Consider the following 21,748-nt stretch of genomic DNA (forward strand, 5'->3'; position numbering starts at 1 on the left):
GAGACGCGCCTGGAGATCGTCCGCGCGCTGCGCCTGCTGCGCTCCAAGCGCGAGATCCTGCCCGCGAAGAAGCATGGCAACATCCCGCTGTGAGGGCGCCCCGCAGACCCCGGTGAGACGAAAGGCAACGGTGAGCTGAGAGTGGACGAGACCACCGAGAGCACTCCCGCACGCCCGCTCCTCCGCGTGGTCCGCGGCGACGCGACGCCCGAGGAGGTGGCCGCGGTGGTGGCGCTCTTCGCCGCCCTGCGGAGCACCGAGCCGCCCGCGCGCCGGCCCGCGCCGGTGTGGGGGGCCAACCACCGCCGGGTGCGCCAGGCGCTGCCGCACGGTCCCGGCGGGTGGCGGTCGAGCGCCCTCCCGCGCTGACCGGATGTGGTCCAGACCACCACGCGGCCGGAATTGGGCGAATCTTTGAGGTTTACCGTGTGGCGTCTTGAGGTGCGTTCCCGAGACTGGTGAGACCAGAGAGAGCCGGGAGACGACGAGCGTGGACGCGAACAAGACGGATCCGGCGGCTCGGCCGTCGGCACCGGAGACCGGGCGCGAGAACCACCCCTACGTGCGCACCGCCGACCCCGGGCTCGCCGCCTACGAGGGCGACTTCCTCGGCGAGGTCGAGGACCTGCCGACGTACCGTCCGACGGTCGGCTGCATCATCCCCGCGTACAACGAGGCCGACACCATCGCCGGCGTCCTGGACTCCCTCCTCCAGCAGACCCGGCTGCCGGACACGATCCACGTCATCATCAACAACACCAGCGACGACTCCGTCGAGATCGCCAGCCACTACGCCGGCCCGCACACCCGGCTGACGCCGTCCGGTGAGCAGAGCACGGTCGTCTACGTCCACGACATCGGCAAGAACCCCGACAAGAAGGTCGGCGCCCTCAACTACGGCTACTCGCTGGTGGAGACGATGGACTACCTCCTCGGCGTGGACGGCGACACCACCCCGGAGCCGGACGCCATCGAGCACCTGGTCGACGAGATCGCCAGCGACGACCGGATCGGCGGCATCTCCGCGATCTACTCGATCGACGACAGCGCCCTGGACGGGTGGATGCCGAAGTTCCTGATCGCGGGCCAGCGGGCGCAGTTCTCGGCGTTCAACATGCAGAACCTGCTCAAGGGCCGCAACATGGCCGTCCTCGGCGGCCAGTTCTCGATCTTCTCGACCCAGGCGCTGCGAGACGTGCTGCGCGAGAGCCACCAGCGCACCCCGTGGGTCAACGACAGCGAGGTCGAGGACTCGCTCCTCTCGCTGCAGATCAAGAGCGCCGGCTACCTCACCAAGATCAGCGCCCGGGCCCGTGCCCACGTCGGCGGCATGGACACGCTGCGCTCCCTGGACGCCCAGCAGGTGAAGTGGAACTTCGGCGCGATCGACCTGATGTGGCCCGGCCAGCGCGGCGACACCAAGGGCCAGCCCTTCCACCCCAACCTGCGGCTGCGGTGGTTCGAGCACATGTCGATGGTCATCAACATCACCACGCGCACGCTGTTCGTCCTGCTGCTCGCCGGCTCGCTCAACATCCACGCGTTCGTGTTCAGCCCGTGGTGGCTGATCCCGCCGACGGCGGCGATCTGGCTGAACTTCCGCGTGGCCCGGTCGATGGCGTTCGCCAACCGGCGCGACTACCTCTTCGCGATGCTGATCGTCCCGGCCGAGGCCTACATGGTGATCCGGATGGGCCACTTCATCCGGGCCTGGCTGAAGTTCTTCAGCCGACAGCAGACCGACAACTGGGCGGCCCAGGCCAAGGCCGAGCGCGGCAAGGGCATCGCCTGGACCTACCCGTTCGTCGCGTTCGGCGTCATCTTCGCCGCCTTCGCCGTGATCTGGACCCAGCTCCTCTCGATCCCGCTGCGCTCAGACATCCTGGCGGTCTGCTGGCCCATCCTCGGGGTGATCACGGTGCTGCAGACCGCATGGATGATCATCAAGGCCATGAAGCGCTACCGCGGCTTCAAGGCCTGACCCGCCAGCTCCCGCCCCGTCCCCAGGAGATCCGATGCCTCGCACCCGCTCGCGCCTGTTCCCGGCCGTGGTGACCCTCGCCACCGTCGCGGTACTGCTGGGCGGCTGCTCGGCCCTCGACGGGCTGACCGGCTCCGACGACCCGGACGCGTCGCCCAGCGCCTCGCCGATCGCCACGGAGACGCCGTACGACTCGCAGTTCACCCGCGACGGCACGTTCCAGTCCCACATCGACGTCAACGGGCTGGACTTCGTGTACACGCTGTACCCGACCAAGTCCACGCCGCGCACGAACGAGTGGTACCCGAAGGGCAACAAGTTCTTCTCGTTCACCTTCCAGGCCTACGACCTGGATCGCGGGCTGCGCGACAGGTTCGCGACCAAGCGGATGGTCTACCTGGACCACATCACGGTGACCTCGGAGACCAAGACCACCGACGGCGGGCGGGTCCAGCACCCCTACCGGCTGGACGTCGTCGCGAAGGACGTCACCTTCGACCCCGAGCCGCTGACGACCAAGTACGGAATGATCATCACCTCCCCCAAGGGCGCCTTCGAGCTGCGCAACCAGAAGATCGGGGGCACCGCCCCCGACACCCGGGGCATCGACCTGCTGTTCACCGCGACCGTCTGGATCCAGGAGAGCCCGGGGTCGACCAAGTTCTACAAGAAGGTGATCCGGCAGAAGGTGCCGATCGCGATCTTCGAGAGCGACAAGCCGACGCAGGCCCAGTCGATCCCGGTCGACGCGAACTGAACGTTCGTCGGTGGGACGTCGCCCTGCGGGCGAGTCGGAGAGTGCGGTTCCTGGGATGAACCAGGTCGATCCCATCCGCCGCACTCTCGACAGGCAGCGACCCCGGCCACCCGGACGTCCGGAGCTAGACGGACTCGGCGAGCCGGTAGCCGACGCCCCGGACCGTCTCGATGTAGCGCGGCGTGGCCGCGTCGTCGCCGATCTTGCGGCGCAGGTTGGCGATGTGCACCTCGACCGAGCGCTTGTCGGCCTCGTTCACGAAGTACGACGTGACGTACTGCTGGCCGCGCATGGTGAGCACCAGGTCCGCCTTGCTGCGCACCCGCCGGCCGGTGCTCAGCAGCGAGGCGAGCAGGTCGAACTCGGTGCGGGTCAGGTCCACGGCCGCTCCGTTCACGGTCACGACCCGGGTCTCACTGTTCAGCGCCAGCCCGTTGAGGCGGACCCAGCCGCCCTGGGCCTGCGGCGCACCGGTGTCGGCCACGTGCTGCAGGTGCGCCGGCGCGGCCGGCTGCGGTGGCACCGGCTGCTGCACCGGCTGGGCGGGCGCCTGCGGCGCTGGCTGGGCGGGCGGCTGCTGGTAGGCCGGGGGCGGGTACTGCTGCGGAGCCGGCGGCTGGACCATCGCCGGCGGCGGTGCCTGGTGCTCGGGCTGGTGGAGCGGCTGCAGTGGGTGGTCGGCCGCGAGGTCGCGGGCCGCGGCGGCGGCCCAGGACTCCTGGCGGGGGTGGTGCTCCGTGAGGTGACCCTCGTCGTCCGCCCACCCGGCAGGCGTGTCGTAGCGGGTCCGCGGACGGCGCAGCATCGAGTCCGCCCGGGCGCGCAGCTCGCGCGGGCGGAAGGGCTTGACCAAGTAGTCGTCGGCGCCGGCCTCGAAGCCCTGCACGACGTCGATCTCGTCGGCGAGCGCGGTGATCATGATCAGGTAGGTGTTGCTGAACTCGCGCAGCCGCTTCGCGGCGGCGAAGCCGTCCATCCCCGGCATGTTCACGTCGAGGGTGGTGAGCAGCGGGTTGTGCTGGCGCACGGCCTCCACGCCGTCCGGGCCGTTCTCCGTGACGACCGTGCGGAATCCGGACTGGGTCAGCACGATGTCGATCAGGTCGCGGACATCGGGGTCATCCTCGATGATGACTGCCACCCAGTCGCTGCCCGCCCGCATGTGGCGAATGCTAACAACGTGCGCCCCGTCGGCACCGGCAGGTCCGGCGCCAGCGCGCCGGGGGTCGGTCCCGGCGGGGTGATTCTCACCACCCGGAGGAGACGGCCATCGCCAGGGCCCGCTCGGGCCAGAAGCGGCCGGCGGGCGGCCCGCCCCCGCACTCGCCGTCGCTCTCCCCCGGCGGCTTGACCCAGACGTAGGCGTCCAGGTGCTCCACGTCCCCCTCCGGGGCCGGGGCCGGGTCGGTGCCGTAGGCGCGGCCGGTGGGGTTGCACCAGTCCTCGGTCGAGCCGTTGCCGTTGCGGCCGGTGTCGATGATGAAGTGGGCGCCGTCGAGCAGCGCGCTCAGCTGCTCGCCGTACGCACGCTCGTCGGCATCGGTCTGGTAGTTCGAGACGTTGGTCGCGAAGCCGCGGGCCCGGTCGATCCCGGCCTGCTGCAGCAGCGGCGCGAGCCGGTCCGGCTCGATCCAGTTCGAGTGGCCCCCGTCGACGTACGTCGCGACCCCCGCGTCGGCGAGCCGGGTCACCGCGTCCGCGATCAGCCGCACCCGCTCCGAGCGGCGGTCGCACGCGATCGCCGAGGCGAGCGCGTCCGGCTCGACGACCGCGACGACCGGGATCGACGCATCGGCCGCCGCGACGGCGTCCGCGATCTCCTGCACCCAGGGCTCGTACTGGTCCACGGTGAGCCCGCCGCCGGAGAAGCCGCCCGTGCAGTCGCGATCGGGGATCCCGTAGACCACGAAGGTCGGCACCTGGCCAGCCGCATCGGCGGCCCCGACGACGCGCGCGACCAACGGGGCAACCGAGCCGGGTGGGTACTCCTCGGGGGTCAGCCAGATCCCCTGCGGGGTGTCCGCGAGCCGGGAGAGGACCCGCTCCGCGTCGGCGTCACCCCCGGCGTGCGCTGCGGCCTGGGCCGTCCGCGAATCCGGGTCCGCGAAGCCGGACCGGCCCGCATAGGGATTGGTCGCCGCGGGGTCCGCGCTGCTCGGGGCGTCGTCCGGCTCCCCCTCGTCGGCCAGGCAGCCACCCAGGGCGAGCACGGCGACGACCACGGCGACCAGCGACAGGACCGGGAGCCGGGGCGGCGAGGGGCGGCGGCGCACCGCGCCATCATGCCCGAGGCACGCCTCGACCCCGCTGCCGGTGCGCGCGGCGTGGCGGCCCGCACCGCCCGCGCTGCGCCGCGGATGCTTGAATCGCCCGCGTGACCTCCCCCGCGCCGCTGGTCCTCGCGTCCGCCTCCCCCGCCCGGCTCGCCACCCTGCGCAGCGCCGGGCTCGACCCGACCGTGGTCGTGTCCGGGGTCGACGAGTCGCAGCTCGACGGGCTGCCGCCGACCGAGCTCGCCCTCCAGCTCGCGGAGCTGAAGTCCGCGGCCGTCGCGGGCCGGAGCGACCTGCCCGACGGAGCGCTGGTCCTGGGCTGCGACTCGGTCCTGGAGCTGGACGGCGCCGCGCTCGGCAAGCCGGCCGACGCCGACGAGGCGGTCGAGCGCTGGCGGGCGATGCGCGGGCGCACCGGCGTGCTGCTGACCGGGCACTGCCTGACCGACACCGCCTCCGGCCGGGTCGCCGCGGCGACCGCCGCGACGACGGTCCACTTCGCGGAGGTGACCGACGACGAGGTCGCGGCGTACGTCGCCACCGGCGAGCCGCTGGCCGTCGCGGGCGCGTTCACCGTCGACGGCCTGGGCGGCGCGTTCGTCACCGGGATCGAGGGCGACCACCACAACGTGGTGGGCGTCAGTCTCCCGCTGCTCAGGGACCTGGTCGCCGAGCTGGGTCACTCCTGGACGGATCTGTGGAGTCGGTGAGGACGACCTCGGCCTCCGCCGATCGCTCCGCGTCGACGAGCTCGCCGATGTCGAAGACCTGGAGCGGGTTGTGCATCAGGTCGGGCAGGTGCACCGGCAGCCTGAAGACCAGGGTGCGGAACAGGTAGAAGCGCGCGACGAGGCCGAGGAACAGGCCGATCACGTTGGCCGAGACGTTGTCCGACCACGGGTCGGACAGGCCGAGCGCATTGCGGCTCAGCCACAGGCACGCGATCGGGATCAACATCGTCACGACGTTGATCGCGAAGAACGCGGTGCGGCCGCCGTCGGCCGAGCGCGGCGGACGGTGCTTGAACACCCAGGTGCGGCTGCCTCGGTAGCTGATCAGCATGCCGACGGTGTTGGCGATGACGTATCCCAGGTAGGGCTGGCCGTCGAGCAGCGCCTGGTGCGAGGTGTTGAACCCGTGCACGAGGAAGTTGAAGATCACGAACGCGACGATCGTCGCGATGCCACCCACGGCGAGGAACCGGTACGCCTCGGTGAAGACGCGTCCCCACCGACCACCCATGCGCCCAGGCTAACCGGTCGACCTACCCGAGCAGCGCTCCGCCACCGAGCGCGCCTCCGTAACCACAACGCGCCTCCGTAACCACAACGAGGAACGACCGACCCGAGGACCGACTCCGCGTCCCGCGTGGCGGCGAAGCCGACACGCGAGACGCGGGCGGCGAACCGACACGCGAGACGCGGACTCGGTTACTCCACCGGTAGGCCGAGCCCCCGGGCGATCAGCATCCGCTGCACCTCGGAGGTGCCCTCCCCGATCTCGAGGACCTTGGCGTCGCGGTAAAAGCGGGCGACCGGGTACTCCTCCATGAAGCCGTAGCCCCCGAACACCTGGGTGGCGATCCGGGTGGCCGTCACCGCCGACTCGGTCGCGTAGAGCTTCGCGACGGCCGCGGCCTGCTTGAAGTCCTTCATCGACGCGCCGCCCCCACCACGCTGGCTGTCCTTCATCGCGGCCGCGCGGTAGGTGAGCAGCCGGCTGGCGTGCAGCATCACCTCCAGGTCGGCGATCTGGAACGCGACGCCCTGCTTGCGCCCGATCGGCCCGCCGAAGGTCTGCCGTTCGCCGGCGTACTCCAGGCTCAGGTCCAGGCAGGCCTGGATGCAGCCGACGGCGAGGGCCGCGATCGCGACCCGCCCGTCATCGAGGGTGGCCAGGAACTGGGCGTAGCCGCGGCCACGCTCGCCGAGCAGGTTGGCCTCGGGGACCCGTACGTCCTCGAGCGTCAGCGGGTGGGTGTCGGAGGCGTGCCAGCCGAGCTTGTCGTACGCCTTCTCGGCGGTGAAGCCGGGCGTCCCGCTGGGCACCATGATCGTGCTGATCTCCGCGGACCCGTTCTCGCGGTTCCCGGTGCGCGCGGTCACGGTCACCACGCTGGTCAGGTCGGAGCCGGAGTTGGTGATGAACTGCTTGGACCCGTTGATCACCCACTCCCCGTTCTCGAGGACGGCCCGGGTCCTGGTCGCACCGGCGTCGGAGCCCGCACCCGGCTCGGTCAGGCCGAAGCCGGCGAGCCGGTCGCCGGAGACCAGGTCCGGCAGCCAGGTGCGACGCTGCTCCTCGGTGCCGTAGGTCAGGATCGGGCTGATGCCGAGGCCGACCGCGGCCTCGAGCGTGATGCCCAGCGACTGGTCGACGCGGCCGACCTCCTCGATCGCCACGCACAGGCTGGTGAAGTCACCGTCCTCGCCGGCCCCGCCGTACTCCTCCGGTGCGGTGAGCCCGAAGAGCCCGAGCGCGCCCATCTTGCGCACGACGTCGACCGGGAAGTGGTGCTCGCGGTCCCACCGCGCGGCGTGTGGCCTGATCTCGGCCTCCGCGAACTCGCGGACGCTGCGGCGGAACTCCTCGTGCTCGCGGGACAGCTCGTAGCTCGACGACTCGCTCATGGGCGCCACCCTAACCCGCCCGGTTAGCGATTGTTAACCACTGACCCGTGGCGGGGCAGGTGTGCCCGGGGCCGATCTCGAGGTAGCCGGGCGGTCACCTGTCAGCCAGCTCGGGTCGCGCGCTCGAGCGCTTGGAGCGCGTGCTCGTACTTCGCACCCGTGGCTCGGCTCAGTCCGATCTCGCAGGTCCGGTTCGAGGACAGGTAGAGGTCGTGTTCCGTCTGACGCACCTCGGCCGCCTCTGCGGCGGTGGCACTCGCCGTCAGTTCGGGATGCAACATGCCGCGGTCCCCGGCGAAGGCGCAGCAACCCCAATCGGTCGGCACGACCACTTCGGTCGCCAGCGCTGCCGCGATGGTCGTCAGTGAGTCAGTGACTCCCAACCGGGTCGTCGAACAGGTGGGATGAACCGCGGCCGACCGCACCTGACGAGGTGCCGGAAGCCGCGGGAGCAGTTCCGCAACCGTGAACGCCAAGGCGTCGACCACCCGTACTCCGGGGAAGTCACGATCCGGCCCAAGTAGTGCGGCCAGTCCCTCCGTGCACGACGAGGCCTCGCAGACGACGGGGAGGCGCCCGTGGTCGGTGGCCTCCCACACCGCGGGTAGGACCCGCGCCCGCATGGCTTCGCGTCCTTCGGTCAGACCCTTGGACTTCCACGGGGTCGCGCAACACAGCGAGTCGATGCCCGGGGGGACATCGACGGCGACACCGGCTCGCCGACAGAGTGCGTCGAACGCACCCGCCGCATCACTGTCTGGGTGTGCGGTTCCGAACATGGCTCCGACACATGCAGGGAAGTGGACGGCAACCGGTGCCGGCGTAGGTGTGGCCAGTCGGCTGCGGCGCTTCCCGCCGCTCGGGAGGTCGGCGGTCCAGGCCGGCACCTTCTCCTCCCCCAGCGCCCGGCGTGCCACCGCCGTTCCTCGCGCGGGGACGGCGGACGGCAGCCGTGCGGCCGCGCTCAGGGCCAGGGAGGCACCCTGGGTGGCGCCCTGCCAATGTCGGGCTGCGCGACCCCACATCGTCTTGCTGGTCACGGTCTGCCGCTCGGCGCGAAGTCGGGTCACCAGGGCGCCCGTGTCGATCAGTACCGGGCAGGCGGTCTGACACATCCCGTCCACGGCACAGGTGTCGATCCCCGCGTAGTCGTAGTCCGCCTCCAGCTCGTCGACCAATCCCTGGTCGCCGCGGCTCCGAGCCTCGGCGATCTCTCTGCGCAAGGCGATCCGTGTGCGTGGAGTCAGCGTCAGGTCCTTGCTGGGGCACACCGGCTCACAGAACCCGCACTCGACGCACCGGTCGACCTCCTCCTCGACCGTCGGAGTCGTCTTGAGATGAGCGACATGCGCCTGGGGGTCGTCGCTGATCACCACGCCCGGGTTCAAGATGCCCACGGGATCGAACAGGTTCTTCACCTGGACCATGACGTCATAGAGCTCGTCTCCGTACTGACGACGTACGAACGGCGCCATGATCCGGCCGGTGCCGTGCTCCGCCTTGAGCGTGCCGCCCGCTCCGAGCACCAGGTCCACCATGTCGTCGGTGAACGCGAGGTACCGCTCCCGCAGCCCTGGCCGATCAAATCGCTCGTTGAGCATGAAGTGGACGTTGCCGTCCTTGGCATGACCGAAGATGACGCTGTCCCGATAGGCGTAGGTCGCAAACATCTCGACGAGGTTCTCGCACACCCGGCCGAGACTCTCCACGGGAACCGCGATGTCCTCCAGGAGCGCGGTCGTCCCCGACGGTCGGTGACCGGCCACGGCCGCGTAGAGGCCCTTCCGCAGCTGCCACAGTGCTGCACGACGAGACGAGTCCCCTGTCAGCTGCGGTGGGACGGGCAGGGCGAGGCCGTCGAGGGTCTTGGCGCTTTGGGAGACACGGTCGGCGAGGACGTCGGCCTCCCGTTCCTGGTGCTCGACCAGCAGAGCCGCATGCTCGTGGACGTCGAGACCCGTGATGACCTCAGGTGCCCGCGGATCCATCTGAGAGACGCGGAGGGACGTGGCGTCCATGAGCTCGATCGTCGTGAATCCGGCGGCAACGAGCTCCGGCAGAGCGTTCGTGGCGCGGTCCAGGTCGTCGAAGACGACGAGCCCAGTAGCCGCATGCGGACGGACCGGCACGGTGCGGAACGTCGCCTCGGCGACGAACGCCAGCGTGCCTTCACTGCCGACGACGAGATGGGCCAGGATGTCGACCGCCCGGTCGAAGTCGAGGAACGAGTTCAACCCGTAGCCCATCGTGTTCTTCATCGCGAACTGGCGCTCGATCTCACGCACCGACGTCGAGTTGGAGCGCACCCGGTCCCGCAGCCGTAGTAGCCCGCCGTGCAACTCCGGCTCGACCCGAGCCAGCCGCTGTTCGGCATCGACTGCGCCGGTGTCGATCGTGGTCCCGCTGGCGAGCACCACCGCTGCCGACTCCAGCGTCCGGTAGGTGTTGAGCGCGACCCCACAGGCCATGCCACTCGAGTTGTTGGCGACCACGCCGCCCACGGTGCAGGCCGCCTCGCTCGCCGGATCCGGACCGAGACTCGTGCCATAGGGAGCCAACCGGGCGTTCACGGCGCGCACGGTCGCGCCCGGCTGCACGGAGACTCGCGCCCCGTCGTCGAGGACCGTGATCGTCCGGAAGTGCTTGCGGGTGTCGACGAGCACGTTGTCCGAGCCGGCCTGCCCGCTGAGGCTGGTGCCTCCGGCACGGAACGTCAGCGGCTCGGCGAGGGCACGGCAAGCGCGCAGGATCGCCGCGACCTCGTCACTGTGGGCGGCGGTCACCACCAGCTCCGGGACCAGCAAGTAGTGCGAGGCGTCGTGCGCGCGCGCCAGCCTGACCGATGCCCGATCGGTGACCCGCCCGGGCGCGGCCGTCTCGAGCGCCTCGAGCAGCGCCGGCCGGACCTTCCTCGACGGCACGACCGGCACTAGTGCGGACCGATGACGGTCTGGCGCTGGGTCCCGAGCCGGTCGATGCCGAGCTCCATCACGTCGCCGGGCTGGAGCCAGATCTGCGGGTCGTGCCCCATCCCGACTCCCGGGGGGGTCCCGGTGTTGATCAGGTCCCCCGGCTCGAGCACCATGAACTGGCTCAGGTAGCGCACGATGAAGTAGGGATCGAAGATCATCGTCGACGTCGACCCGTCCTGGCGGCGGGTGCCGTTCACGTCCAGCCACATGTCCAGGGCCAGCACGTCGTCGATCTCGTCCGCGGTAGCCAGCCACGGCCCGGCCGGGTTGAACGTCTCGGCGGACTTGCCCTTGGACCATTGCCCGGAGCGCTCCAGCTGGAAGGCGCGCTCGCTCACGTCGTTGACCAGGACGAACCCGGCGATCGAGTCGCGCGCCTCCTCGTCGGTCTCGAGGTAGCTGCAGCGGCGGCCCACGACGATGCCGAGCTCGACCTCCCAGTCCGTCTTCGTGGCGTCGCGGGGGATGCGCACGTCGTCGTCGGGTCCGACCAGCGTGTTGGGCGACTTGGTGAAGAGGATCGGCTCCTCAGGGACGGCTTGGCCGGTCTCGGCGGCGTGATCGCTGTAGTTGAGCCCGATGCAGAGGATCTGGTGTGGCCTCGCGATGGGCGCGCCGACCCGCTCATCGGCGAACCGGCACCGCAGATCGGCTCGGGCGGCCCGCTCCTCGACGAGGTCGGCGAGAGAGGCCAGCCCGCCACCGGCGAAGAATCGCTCGTCGAAGTCGGCGAACACGTCCGAGACGTCGATGTAGGTCTCGTCGTCGAGCCGGACCACGGGACGCTCCGATCCAGCGGGACCAAGGCGCATGAGGTGCATGGGGCGATCACTCTCTTCTGTGGGATTGTCGTTCCCGCGGCGTGGGGTACCTCGCCTGCGGTGTGGTGCGTACCGTCAGAACCTGGCGGACAGGCCGCCGTCAACGGTGACCGCCTGGCCGGTGATGTAGCTGTTCTGCTCGCTGGCAAGGAAAGCCACGACGTGTGCGATCTCCTCCGGCCGCGCGGCGCGACGCAGCGGAAGTCGTCCCTGACCGATGTAGACGTCGGTGAAGGGGACACCGAGCAACTCGTCCTCACCGTCAACAACGGACATTCGCGTCGCCACGAACCCCGGCGCCACGGCGTTGACGAGGACGCCGTGGTCCGCCAGCTCGAGGGCGGCCGTCCGGGTCGCCGCCTCCAGGCCACCCTTCGAGACGTCGTAGGCCAGCGACATCGGCTCGCTCAAGCGGGCGTGGATGCTGGTCACGTTGACGACCCGCCCATAGCCCTGCGCCGACATCGGCCCGCAGAGCGACCGCATCAGGATCACCGGCGCGTGGAGGTTCACGGCGAGCGTGCGGTCATAGGCCGCGAGGTCCAGATCGAGCACCGGGCTGGCCACGAACATCCCGGCGCAGTTCACCAGGACGTCGACAGAGCCCAACCGCGAGAGCACCTGTGGGACCGCCGCCTCCAGGGCCGAGCGGTCTGCGAGGTCGACCCGGACGTCCTCCGGGCCGGCGTCAAGGTCCAGCACGAGAACCTGAGCGCCGGCCGCCCGAAGGAGCACCGCGATCGCCGCACCGATGCCGTGCGAGCCGCCGGTCACGACCGCCCGTCGGCCCGAGAAGTCGTACGCCGATGCTCCGGACGCCGCACTCGGCTGCGCGTCGTGGTCACTCACCCTTGAGCCCGCCTGCCGTGAGCCCGCGGATGAAGTAGCGCTGACCGAACATGTAGGCGGCTGCGAGCGGAAGGGTGGCTACGACCATGCCGGCCATCACAGTCGGGATGTCCAGGCTGTAGCGGCTCTGGAACCCGGTGATCCCCACCATCAGGGTCTTCTTCTCGTCGGTCTGCAAGAACACGAGCGCGAGCAGCAGCTCGTTCCACGCCCACAGCAGGTTCACCACCACGAGCGTGGCCACCGGCGCCCCGGACAGCGGCAGCACGATGCGGCGGAAGACCTGGAACGGCGAGGCACCGTCAAGGGCGGCGGCCTCCAGCAAGCTGGCGGGGATGGTCCTGAAGAAGTTCGCCAACAGGTAGATCGAGAATGGCAGCATCAGGCCGACGTACACGAGGATGACGATGCGGTAGGTCGAGATCCAGCCGAGTTCGGCGCCCACCTGGAACAGCGGCATGAGCAGCACGACCGGCGGCACGACCATGAGGGAGACGGTGATCCCGAGGACGGTGTCGCGTCCGCGGAACGGCCAGTTCACCAGGCCCCACGCCGCGAGTGCCGCGATGACCATGGTCATCAGGACCGCGGAGAACGTGACCAGCACCGAGTTCAACAACCACTGGGTGAACTGGTCGTTGAACGTCGTGCGGTATGCCCCCAGGCTCGGGTTCCCGGGAAGCGCCCAAGGATGGTCCAGGAAGTCAGATTGAGACTTCAGCGAGCCGGTCACCATCAGGTACCCCGGACCGAGTGCGACGACACACAGCGTGATCAGCACGACGTGCCGCGAGGCCACACCGAGGCGGTGGGTCAGCATTGCGAGCTCCTAGTCACCGAAGGTGCCCCCGTCGGCGCGCTGGACGCGGAAGAACCCCACGATCAGGACGAGCGTGGAGAGGAACAGCAGCACGGCGGCGGCGCTGGCGAGCTCCGGCGCCTGGTCCTGGAAGGCGGTCCGGTAGATGTACAGCTCGGTCACGACCGTGGATGTACCGGGCCCGCCCTGGCCGTTGGTCATGACGAAGACGTAGTTGAAGACCCACGACACCATCACGATGGCCTCGCTGATCACGTAGAAGATCACCAGCGGCCGCATCTGGGGGATCGTGACGTGCCAGTGCATGCGGAAGAACCCGGCGCCGTCCAGCTTGGCGGACTCGTAGACGTCTTCAGGCAGCGACATCATCCGGGCCAGGAACAGCACGATCCCGAACCCGACCTCCTTCCAGACGATCACGCCGCCCATCGTCCACAGAGCCAGCTGCGGATTGCCGAGCCAGTCGTGGGTCAAGGAGCCCAGCCCGAGGCCGTCGAGTGTGCCGTTGAGCGCTCCGTTGAGCTGCAGCAGCTGGCCGAAGACCACGCCGATGACCGGGATCGGGAGGATGTACGGCAGGAAAAGGATCGCCCGGTAGGCGACGATGCCGCGCCGGGTCTCGAAGAGCATCACCGCCACGAGCAGGGCCAGCAGGACGAGGACCGGGACCGCGAGGAGCAGCAGGGTGTTGTGCCAGATCGCAGTGCGGAACAACGGGTCGGAGAGGACCAGGCTGAAGTTCTCGAACCCGACCCAGGCGTCCTCATACTGGAACGACTGTCTGGCCAGCTCGAACATCGAGTACGCGAACACGAACAGGATCGCGAGGGCGGCAGGCGCGACCCACGGCAGCGGGCCGAGGCGATGGGCCAGGCCCCGTCGGACCGGCCGGGGGGCCGGTCCGACGGAGGCCACGTCGGTTGTCATCGGGCGCTAGTCCGTCCAGCCCTCGAAGTTGTCCACCAGGGACCGGTCGGTGCGACGCAGTCTCTCGGCCTCGGCCTGCATGTCCGCGGCCGCCTCCTCACCGGACTTCGATCCCTGGAGGACCAGCTGCACGCCGGCGAACACGGCCTTGCCGTCCAGTGCGGAGGGGATGAAGTTCTCCAGATAGGGGGCTCCATCGGCGGCGTAGGCGAAGAGCTGCTTCTTCACCGGGTCGTCGACCTTGGACATGTCGAATCGGTCGTCGGCCGGCAGCGAGCCCGTCTGGTCGTACCACGCCTGCAGACGATCGGGCGTGTGCATGAACATGATGAAGTCTGCAGCAACCTGCGGGTACTTCGACCACGAGGTGATGCCGACCGTCTGCGAGGTCGTCCCCATCTTGCCCGCATACGCGCCGTCGCCCCAGGTCGGCATGGTCGTCACCGTGACCTTGTCAGCGCCGACCTTCTCCACGAAGTTCGGGGCGTCGGTGCCTGCGGTGATCGTCATGGCTGCGTCGCCGTCCACCCAGCGCTGCTGGGCCTGGTAGAGCTCCAGCGAGTTGATGTCGTCGTTCCAGCAGCCGTGCTCGCGGGTCTCCTCCAGCCGGGTCCACCACTCGGCGTGGTTGGGGTCGGCGAAGGACTGGTCGCCGCGGACCGCAGCGGTGACGTCATCCTTGGACGCCACGGACTGGGCGCCGAGCATCGAGTAGAGCCAACCGCCGAACCAGCCGTCCTTCACGCCGCCGGCGAGCGTGGTGACGCCGCCGGCACTGAGCACGTCACAGACGTTCAACAGCTCGTCCCACGTCGTCGGGACCTGGAGCCCGTGCTCATCGAGCACGTCGGTGCGTGCCAGGACGGGGAACTGCGGGTTGACGTACCACGGTGCCGTCAGTGTCCGGCCGTCGTAGGTATCCTCGAGGGCCGCGTTCGTGTAGTGGCTCAGCTCGTCCGCCGGGATGTAGTCAGACACCGGGACGATCGAGTCCGACCAGTACGGCTGCTGGGAGTAGATGCCGCCCCAGAAGTACTCGATGTCGGGACCCTGCTCCGCCGCGGCCGCCGCCTCGAAGCTCGGGATGAGGCCGTCGGTGGTCTGCAGCACCGTCTTGATGGTGATGTTGCTGTGCTTGGCCTCGTAGGCCTTCACGGTGTCGGCCAGCCACTGCTTGGCCCCCGGCGCCTCCTGCTCGCCCCACCACCACATCGTGAGAGTGACGTCCTCGGTCGGGAAGGACTGGGGGGAAGCCGCGTTGGCCGGGCGCTGCTCGTCGCTGGACCCGCCTCCGCAGGCAGCGGTGGCGAGGAGCGCGGCAGCGCTGAGAGCCGCTGCCACGCTACGTCGTGCGTTCATTGTTCTCCTCCATGGGTGGACCCGGCCGGGGCCGAGCTGTGTCGTCCTACGAGCGCAGGTCTGGTGTCTTGTAGAGCGTTGTTCCGTTGACCGAGATCTCGACGTCGACGAGGTAGGGGCGGATCGCATCGGGATCCACGTCCAGACCCAGGCCGGGCGCCGCAGGAGCAACGACGGCGCCGTTGTCGTCGAGCTCCAAGTGCTTCGTGGTGACGGCCCTGGCAAGGTCCTTCGCCTCGACCGGGTACTCGCAGAGGCGGTCGGTGACGATGCCCGCGTACGGCTGCAGGGACGCGCTCAGCGCCAGGTGCGAGGTGAACGTGTGGTTCACGAACGTGACGCCCGCGGCCTCGGCGCGCCGCGCGACCCGGAATGCATCGCCGATGCCACCTACGCGGCCGGCGTCGATCTGCACGAAGCCGATGCCGCCGTAGTCGATCAAGTGCTCAGCCATCAGCGGGTTGTGCGCCCCTTCTCCGCCGGCCAAGCGGACGCGTCCCGACCTGTCCGCCAGGGCCCGGTACGAGCGCAGCGCTCCCGACGTGAACGGCTCCTCCAGCCAGGTGACGCCTGCGTCCTCGAGCGCCGGCAGGCGGAGGGCCGCGGCGTCCACGTCCTCCCCGAAGACCGTCCCGGCGTCGACGAGCAGGACGCCCTCGTCGCCGAGGCCTTCGCGGGCCGCGTGCACGTGGTCCGCGTCGGACGCCACGCTGCCCGTCCCGTAGGGCCCCCAACCGAACTTCGCCGCCCGGTAGCCGAGCCGGCGCACGTTGACGGCCTTCTCCAGGGTCTGCTGCGGGTCGTCACCGAACAGCGACGACGCGTACGGCGTCTTCGGGGATGACTGTTCGTAGCCCAGCAGCTGCCACACGGGCCGCTCCTGGCGTCGGCCGAGCAGGTCCCACATGGCGATCTCGATGCCTGACAGCGTGTGCTCGGCCTGGAGGAGGTCCAGGCTCCGGGCCCTGACTTCGGCGGCGATTCTCGAGATGTCGTCGACGTCGTCGAGGCGCTGGCCAACGACGGAGTTCGCCACCGGGTGGCAGGCGCTGTGCGAGAGCGGCGCGACGAAGCTGGCGATGGAGGTGAGCGGTGACGCCTCGCACTCGCCCCAGCCGACATGACCGTCACTCTCGACCCGCACGAGCAGCATGTCCTGGCTGCCGTCGCCGATGTCGAGCACCTCCGGCATGCTCAGGTAGAACAGGTCGACCGAGTCGATTCTCATGAGTTGCTCCCTGTGACCAGGCGCCTGCCGTCCACGTGGCCGTCGGCCGAGATGCCCAACACCTCGCTCATCCCGTCGTAGGCCACCATCAGCAGCTCGGTCTCGATCACTCCGCCGGCAGGCAGGGTCTGGTGGGTGCCCTGCGCGACGCCCTCGGTCACGCCGATCGGGTAGCCGGTGCAGGGCTCGAGGATCAGCACCTCGTGGGCTCTCCAGCCGCCGAAGGACGCGAAGGTCCAGCAGGACCGGAACAGCTCGGCGTCGAAGGCCAGGCCGATTCCGGATCCGTCGGCGTAGGTCACCGCACACCACCCGGCCTCGAGCTCGGTGGCGTACTGGAACTCGCTGACGAGTGAGGTAGCGGACAGGGTGGGACGCATGTCGTGCCGCTCCCCGGCCTCGTCGACGAGGTGGGGCCACTGGTAGCGGGTGCCGGCGCCGCCCGCGCGCGGGTCGCCGAACCCCTCGACGTACATCGACCGTGCCCCCATCGCGAGGGCGGCGGGCTCTCCGACCGGGACAGCCACGTGCTGCTTCCACAGGTAGGGGAGGTCGCGTCCGAGCCGGTTCTCGATGCGCCAGGCAACCTTGAGATGGGCGGCGTCGTCCGCGAGGGTCAGTGTCTTGGCGAATCGACATGCGCTGATCGGTGTGTCCAGCTCGAGCGTCACGCTCACCGCGTCGCCACGGTCCTCGACCCGCCACTCCCACGCCGAGGCCCAGAGCTCTCCGTGGTCGGGGAACGGCTCCCCGAGCAGCTCCTCGGGCACGTCGTTGGGGAAGAGCTCGTCCCAGCCCCCGAAGAAGACGTCGTCGTAGGTCGAGCCGAAGGGGACGGGCCGGGCCGCGATCCGCGGGTTCTGCCACAGCAGGTCGCGCCCGGTGCGCAGGTCGCTGACCTGCCACACCTTGCCTCCGAGCTCAGGCAGCACCACGACGCGCAACCTGTGGTTCTCGAGCACGAGGGCCTGCAGGTCGTTGAAGCTCCACGCCGTGCTGACCCGGGCAGTCATCGGTCGGCCTCGACGAGCCGGGCCGCGGCCAGCCCCGCGGGACGGAGGAGGACCTTGGTGGCGGGGTCGCCCTCGACGAGACGCTGATACCACCCCAGGCCATCCTCGAGATCGGCTTCCACCACCCCGTCACGTAGCCCGAGCCGTCCCTCCGCGAGCCAGGCGAGCGCTGTCCGGAACGCAGCAGGGTTGTAGGCGAACACCCCATGCAGGGCGATCTCGCCGCGGATCAGGGTGTTCACCGGCAGCGTGGTCTGGTCGGCGTGCAAGCCGATCAGCATCACCCTGCCGCCCGGTGCGGTGGCCGCAACACAGTTGGTCCGCGTCGTCACGGTGCCGGCGGCGTCGAATGCGACCTGCACCCCCCTCCCCTGGGTCTCCGACCTCACGTCGGCCAGCAGCTCGGCGTCGCCATCGCGGACGACCGTGGCGCCGAGGCTGGAAGCGATCCGGCGGCGGTCGGTGTTCCGGTCGGCGACCAGCACGCGGGTCACTCCATGCGCGAGGAGGACCTGGACGATGAACAGTCCGATCGGGCCAGCACCGATGACCAGTGCGGAGTCCTCGGCGCCGATGCCGCTGAGCGCAACCGCGTGCACGGCGCAGGCCGCAGGCTCGGCCATCGACGCGTCACTCAGCTCGAGCCCGTCCGGTACGGGCTCGAGAGCGGTGGCTGGCACAACGACGTACTCCGCATTGCTTCCCGGCAACGACGCCCCGAGCAGGAGACGGTCGCGGCACAGCTGGTGCCGTGCGGTGACGCAGTACTCGCATCGCCCGCACGAGACGAGCGGGTTGACGGTGACACGCGCGCCGATCTCGACGCCGACCGCCCCGGAGCCGGTCGCCGCGACGACGCCGGACAGCTCGTGGCCGAAGATCAGGGGCGGCGTGCGGAGGCTGTTCTGGCCGAGGAAGCCACTCAGCTCCGACCCGCAGATGCCCGAGTAGGCGACCCGCAGGAGCACCTCGCCGGAGCCCGGCGTCGGGCGCTCCACGTCACGCACGGTCATGACCAGCGGTGCCTCATACACGAGGGCCTTCATCCGATCGACTTCCTCTCGGTTCGTTGCGCCGCCGTTGTGGGACGTCACGTCAGCTCCCGGGTCGTCCCGGGCTCGATGCGATCGGGATAGCGACCCGCGCCCAGGCGCACCGACAACGTCGCGGCGGCCGCGCGGGCCTGGTCGGCGAACTCGGCCTGCCGATCCGCGGGAAACCGCCCGACGGGGACTGAGACGCTCAGACCGGCGACCATCCCGGTGGCGTCATAGACCGGTACGGCGACGCAGCCGACTCCCTCGGTCGACTCCTCACGCTCACTGGCAAGCCCGGCCTCGCGCACCTCGGCCAGGTTCTGCAGCAGTACCCGCACGTCGGTGACCGTGTGGGGCGTCAGGCGCGGCATCGCGCCCGGCACGGCGAAGCGCCGCTCCACCTCCAGGTCGTCGAGCCCGGCCAGCAGCACCTTTCCCACACCGGTGCCGTGGGCGGAGAAGCGCTTGCCCACGGCTGACACCATGCGGATGGCATGGGTGCCTTCGTGCTTGGCGAGATAGACGACGAAGTTCCCGTCGAGCACCGCCAGGTGGGCTGTTTCGCCACACGCCATGGAGAGGTTCTGCACGATCTGCTGGCCGTCACGCACCAGGTCGGTCGTCTGCGCGTAGGCCTGCCCGATCTCGAAGATGCGGTGGCCCAGCCGATAGACCGACCGACGCCCGTCCTGGGTCAGTCGCAGCACGTTTCGAGCGAGCAACGTTCCCAGCAGGCTATGTGCGCTGCTCTTGGCCAGACCGAGTTCGTCCGCGATCTCCAGCAGCGTCAGCCCCTCGGAACGGCCCGCGAGCAGCTCGAGCACGTCGATCGCTCGCGCCGCAGACTTGACCGCGGTGAATGCTTGGTTCATGTATGTGAACTCCGGTTCAGTGGACTGACCCGGAGACTATGACCCGGATCACAGGCAGCGTCAAGGCCCGGTCCAGAGAACCCCGTTCACGCATCGCGAGGTCGCTGGCCGAAGCCAGCAGCCACGCGGCCCGGTCCTACATCCGGTGGGCCATCGGCAGCGCGAAGAGCACCGCGTTGACCACCGCGAAGAGCAGCACGACCGAGACCACCGGCGTCGCCACGTCGCGGGCGCGGGAGGTCTCGCCGTGCCGGGCGGTCGCGATCCGGCGGGCGGTGTAGACCGAGAGGGCGGCACCGGCAGCCAGGAGCATGTACTGCAGCACCTGGATGGTCCCGGTGCCGACCACGGCGGCCGAGCCCTCACCCGACCCGCCGAAGACGCGACCGACCGTGTACAGCACCGACCTGCCCTCGGCGAGCAGGTGGAAGAGGTTGTGCGCGACGTGCGCGGCCACGTCCAGCGGGATCAGGGCGTACCCGAACCGGGCGAAGTTCTGCCGGACGCTCTCCCGGCTGGCCGGCGCGGCCGCCCAGGCCGCTCCGGCCAGGAGTGCGACGGGCGCCGCGACCGCCACCACGAAGGCGAGCGTGAAGATCACCGGGTAGCTGGTGATCCCGGCGTGGACCTCGATCCAGCCGAGGAGGTCCTGCCAGAGGCCGAGCATCGTGAGGTTCTGGATCAAGACGATGCCCATGATCGCCATCGCGAGGAAGGACTCCTCGATCCGGGCCCGGCCGATAAGCCACAGCTCCTTGGCGGGCGGCCGGACGGTGATCCGGATGGCGTCGTGGGGGCAGGACTTCACGCAGTTGGCGCACAGGTTGCAGTTCGCCATGCTGTCCATCGTCCGGGGGAAGCTGAACAGCGGGCAGGGCGCCGTCGTCTCGGTGCCGTTGAAGCAGGCGGCGCGGGAGGTGCAGGTCGCGCAGATGTCCGGGTCGGTGCGCAGCTGCACCATCCCGGCCCGGGCGTAGTTGCCGGACAGGCCGCCGAGGAAGCACAGGTAGCGACAGAAGGTGCGGCGCTGGAAGAACGCGCCGCTCACCACGACGGCGGTGGTGAGCAGCAGGAGCAGTACGCCGGACCCCCACGGCGACCCGACGATCCCCCACACGTGGTCGGCCCAGGTGATGGCGATGAAGGACGCGTCGATCAGCCAGATGCCGTAGGCCTTCAGGAAGCGCGGCGCGGGGCGGTTGACGCCGACCAGGCGCTGCACGAGGTCCGACAGCGTGGCGAACGGGCACACCGCGCACCAGAAGCGGCCCAGCAGCAGGAACGTGATCGGCACGACCGGCCACCAGAGCACCCACATCAACGCGGTGCCGGCGTTGTCGTGCGCGGTCCTCGGGCCGGCCAGCAGCTGGAAGGCCACCAGGCCGAAGACGGCGGCGACCGGCACCTGGAGCACCGCGGGATACCAGCGGCTGCGCACGAACGCCGCGAAGGCCCGGTTGTCGAGCAGGTTGCGCTCCTGCGCCGGCGTGCTCATCGGGCGTCGCGTGCGGGTCGGGCGCCGCGGCGCGGATGCCGCCGGTCGTGACGGCGCAGCAGGAGTGCGCCGCCGAGGACCCCGGCGTTGGCGGCGGCGAACCCGCCGAGCACCGCGGTGCGAGTGCCCGGGGACACCGTGTCCGGCGTACCGCCGTGCTCGCCGTGGTCACCGGGGCGCTGGGCCGCCGGGTCCTCGGTGGTCGCGTGCTCGTGGCCGCCGCCGTGGTCCATGCCGGCCGTCTCCTCCTCGGCCATCTCCTCCTCGGTCATGTCCGACATGTCGTGACCCGCGTGGTCCGGGGCGGGCGACGGGGTCGCGCTGCCGTGCGTGGCGGGCCGGGCCGGCGGGTCGACCGCGGTGGCCGCACCCGTGCTCGCCCCCACGAGCACGAACACGATCGCGGCCGCGGCCGCGGCCGCTCCTGCTGCGAGTCTCATCAGCCCACCTCCCCGGGTCCCGGCGCTCCGGGTCTGCATCGAAGTGTCCGGCGCGGGGCGGGTTCCCGGATCCGCCGATCCGCCCGCCGGATCGGGTACTTGGTCCCGATCGACCCGGGCCGGTGCGACATGCGCCACAACCCGATCGGCGTCCCGGACGGTAACCTGCCCCGCGGAGATCAAGTCGAGAGCAGGAGACACATGACGGAGTCGAAGCCGCTGCAGAAGGTCCTTGTCGCCAACCGCGGAGAGATCGCGGTGCGCGTGATCCGCG

Annotated in this window: 20 protein-coding genes; 4 read left to right on the forward strand and 16 right to left on the reverse strand. The window is 70.0% G+C overall.

Annotated elements, in window-relative coordinates; translation table 11 throughout:
• Nucleotides 1–141 precede the first annotated feature (141 nt).
• The 3 genes from QMC84_RS22100 (at nt 142) to QMC84_RS22110 (ending at nt 2,738) form a co-directional block, all read left to right on the forward strand.
• A complete protein-coding gene (locus tag QMC84_RS22100; protein WP_300378773.1) occupies nt 142–369 on the forward strand; it encodes an acyl-CoA carboxylase epsilon subunit in 228 nt (75 codons plus the stop codon).
• 121 nt (nt 370–490) lie between these two features.
• The gene (locus tag QMC84_RS22105) at nt 491–1,981 is read left to right on the forward strand and encodes a glycosyltransferase family 2 protein (RefSeq protein ID WP_300378775.1); all 1,491 of its coding nucleotides are present in this window, start codon (nt 491–493) and stop codon (nt 1,979–1,981) included.
• A gap of 34 nt (nt 1,982–2,015) precedes the next feature.
• Complete coding sequence (locus QMC84_RS22110; RefSeq protein WP_300378777.1) at nt 2,016–2,738, forward strand: hypothetical protein; 723 nt, start codon at nt 2,016–2,018, stop codon at nt 2,736–2,738.
• 124 nt (nt 2,739–2,862) lie between these two features.
• Here QMC84_RS22110 and QMC84_RS22115 read toward each other — a convergent pair whose 3' ends face one another.
• Nucleotides 2,863–3,900 carry a response regulator transcription factor gene (locus QMC84_RS22115; protein WP_300378779.1) on the reverse strand — a complete coding sequence of 346 codons (1,038 nt, stop codon included), beginning with the start codon at nt 3,898–3,900 and terminating at the stop codon, nt 2,863–2,865.
• Nucleotides 3,901–3,985: 85 nt separating this feature from the next.
• Nucleotides 3,986–5,011 (reverse strand): glycoside hydrolase family 6 protein, encoded by a 1,026-nt coding sequence (locus QMC84_RS22120; RefSeq protein ID WP_300378781.1) that lies wholly within the window; start codon nt 5,009–5,011, stop codon nt 3,986–3,988.
• Between the two features lie 101 nt (nt 5,012–5,112).
• On the opposite strand from QMC84_RS22120, the gene QMC84_RS22125 reads away from it, so the two are divergent.
• The gene (locus tag QMC84_RS22125; RefSeq protein ID WP_300378783.1) at nt 5,113–5,721 is read left to right on the forward strand and encodes a Maf family protein; all 609 of its coding nucleotides are present in this window, start codon (nt 5,113–5,115) and stop codon (nt 5,719–5,721) included.
• On the opposite strand, the gene QMC84_RS22130 is transcribed toward QMC84_RS22125, so the two are convergent.
• The 14 genes from QMC84_RS22130 to QMC84_RS22195 form a co-directional block, all read right to left on the reverse strand.
• Nucleotides 5,666–6,253 (reverse strand): GtrA family protein, encoded by a 588-nt coding sequence (locus tag QMC84_RS22130; RefSeq protein WP_300378785.1) that lies wholly within the window; start codon nt 6,251–6,253, stop codon nt 5,666–5,668. The genes QMC84_RS22125 and QMC84_RS22130 overlap by 56 nt on opposite strands.
• Nucleotides 6,254–6,441: 188 nt before the next feature.
• The gene (locus tag QMC84_RS22135) at nt 6,442–7,641 is read right to left on the reverse strand and encodes an acyl-CoA dehydrogenase family protein (protein ID WP_300378787.1); all 1,200 of its coding nucleotides are present in this window, start codon (nt 7,639–7,641) and stop codon (nt 6,442–6,444) included.
• Between the two features lie 101 nt (nt 7,642–7,742).
• Nucleotides 7,743–10,562 (reverse strand): FAD-binding and (Fe-S)-binding domain-containing protein, encoded by a 2,820-nt coding sequence (locus QMC84_RS22140; RefSeq protein ID WP_300378789.1) that lies wholly within the window; start codon nt 10,560–10,562, stop codon nt 7,743–7,745.
• An 8-nt stretch (nt 10,563–10,570) separates the two neighbouring features.
• Nucleotides 10,571–11,392 carry a fumarylacetoacetate hydrolase family protein gene (locus QMC84_RS22145; RefSeq protein WP_300378791.1) on the reverse strand — a complete coding sequence of 274 codons (822 nt, stop codon included), beginning with the start codon at nt 11,390–11,392 and terminating at the stop codon, nt 10,571–10,573.
• Between the two features lie 117 nt (nt 11,393–11,509).
• Nucleotides 11,510–12,283, reverse strand: coding sequence for an SDR family NAD(P)-dependent oxidoreductase (locus tag QMC84_RS22150; protein WP_300378793.1), 774 nt, complete (start codon nt 12,281–12,283; stop codon nt 11,510–11,512).
• Entirely contained in the window at nt 12,276–13,103 is an 828-nt protein-coding gene (locus QMC84_RS22155; RefSeq protein ID WP_300378795.1) for a carbohydrate ABC transporter permease, read from the reverse strand. The genes QMC84_RS22150 and QMC84_RS22155 overlap by 8 nt, the downstream gene beginning before the upstream one ends.
• A gap of 9 nt (nt 13,104–13,112) precedes the next feature.
• Nucleotides 13,113–14,030, reverse strand: coding sequence for a sugar ABC transporter permease (locus tag QMC84_RS22160; RefSeq protein ID WP_300378797.1), 918 nt, complete (start codon nt 14,028–14,030; stop codon nt 13,113–13,115).
• A 6-nt stretch (nt 14,031–14,036) separates the two neighbouring features.
• Nucleotides 14,037–15,389: an extracellular solute-binding protein gene (locus QMC84_RS22165; protein WP_300378799.1), complete on the reverse strand. Its 1,353-nt coding sequence runs from the start codon at nt 15,387–15,389 to the stop codon at nt 14,037–14,039.
• 46 nt (nt 15,390–15,435) lie between these two features.
• On the reverse strand, nt 15,436–16,617 hold the full coding sequence (locus QMC84_RS22170; RefSeq protein WP_300378801.1) for a mandelate racemase/muconate lactonizing enzyme family protein: 1,182 nt from the start codon (nt 16,615–16,617) through the stop codon (nt 15,436–15,438).
• Nucleotides 16,614–17,630, reverse strand: coding sequence for a DUF5107 domain-containing protein (locus QMC84_RS22175; RefSeq protein WP_300378803.1), 1,017 nt, complete (start codon nt 17,628–17,630; stop codon nt 16,614–16,616). Before QMC84_RS22175 ends, QMC84_RS22170 begins: the two co-directional genes overlap by 4 nt.
• Entirely contained in the window at nt 17,627–18,676 is a 1,050-nt protein-coding gene (locus QMC84_RS22180) for a galactitol-1-phosphate 5-dehydrogenase (RefSeq protein WP_300378805.1), read from the reverse strand. The genes QMC84_RS22175 and QMC84_RS22180 overlap by 4 nt, the downstream gene beginning before the upstream one ends.
• Before the next feature lie 44 nt (nt 18,677–18,720).
• Entirely contained in the window at nt 18,721–19,539 is an 819-nt protein-coding gene (locus tag QMC84_RS22185; protein WP_300378807.1) for an IclR family transcriptional regulator, read from the reverse strand.
• A 136-nt stretch (nt 19,540–19,675) separates the two neighbouring features.
• Nucleotides 19,676–21,034, reverse strand: coding sequence for a 4Fe-4S binding protein (locus QMC84_RS22190; RefSeq protein WP_300378809.1), 1,359 nt, complete (start codon nt 21,032–21,034; stop codon nt 19,676–19,678).
• Nucleotides 21,031–21,474: a hypothetical protein gene (locus QMC84_RS22195; RefSeq protein WP_300378811.1), complete on the reverse strand. Its 444-nt coding sequence runs from the start codon at nt 21,472–21,474 to the stop codon at nt 21,031–21,033. Before QMC84_RS22195 ends, QMC84_RS22190 begins: the two co-directional genes overlap by 4 nt.
• Nucleotides 21,475–21,748 lie beyond the last annotated feature (274 nt).

This window comes from Nocardioides sp. (genome assembly GCF_030019515.1).
Lineage (GTDB): Bacteria > Actinomycetota > Actinomycetes > Propionibacteriales > Nocardioidaceae > Nocardioides.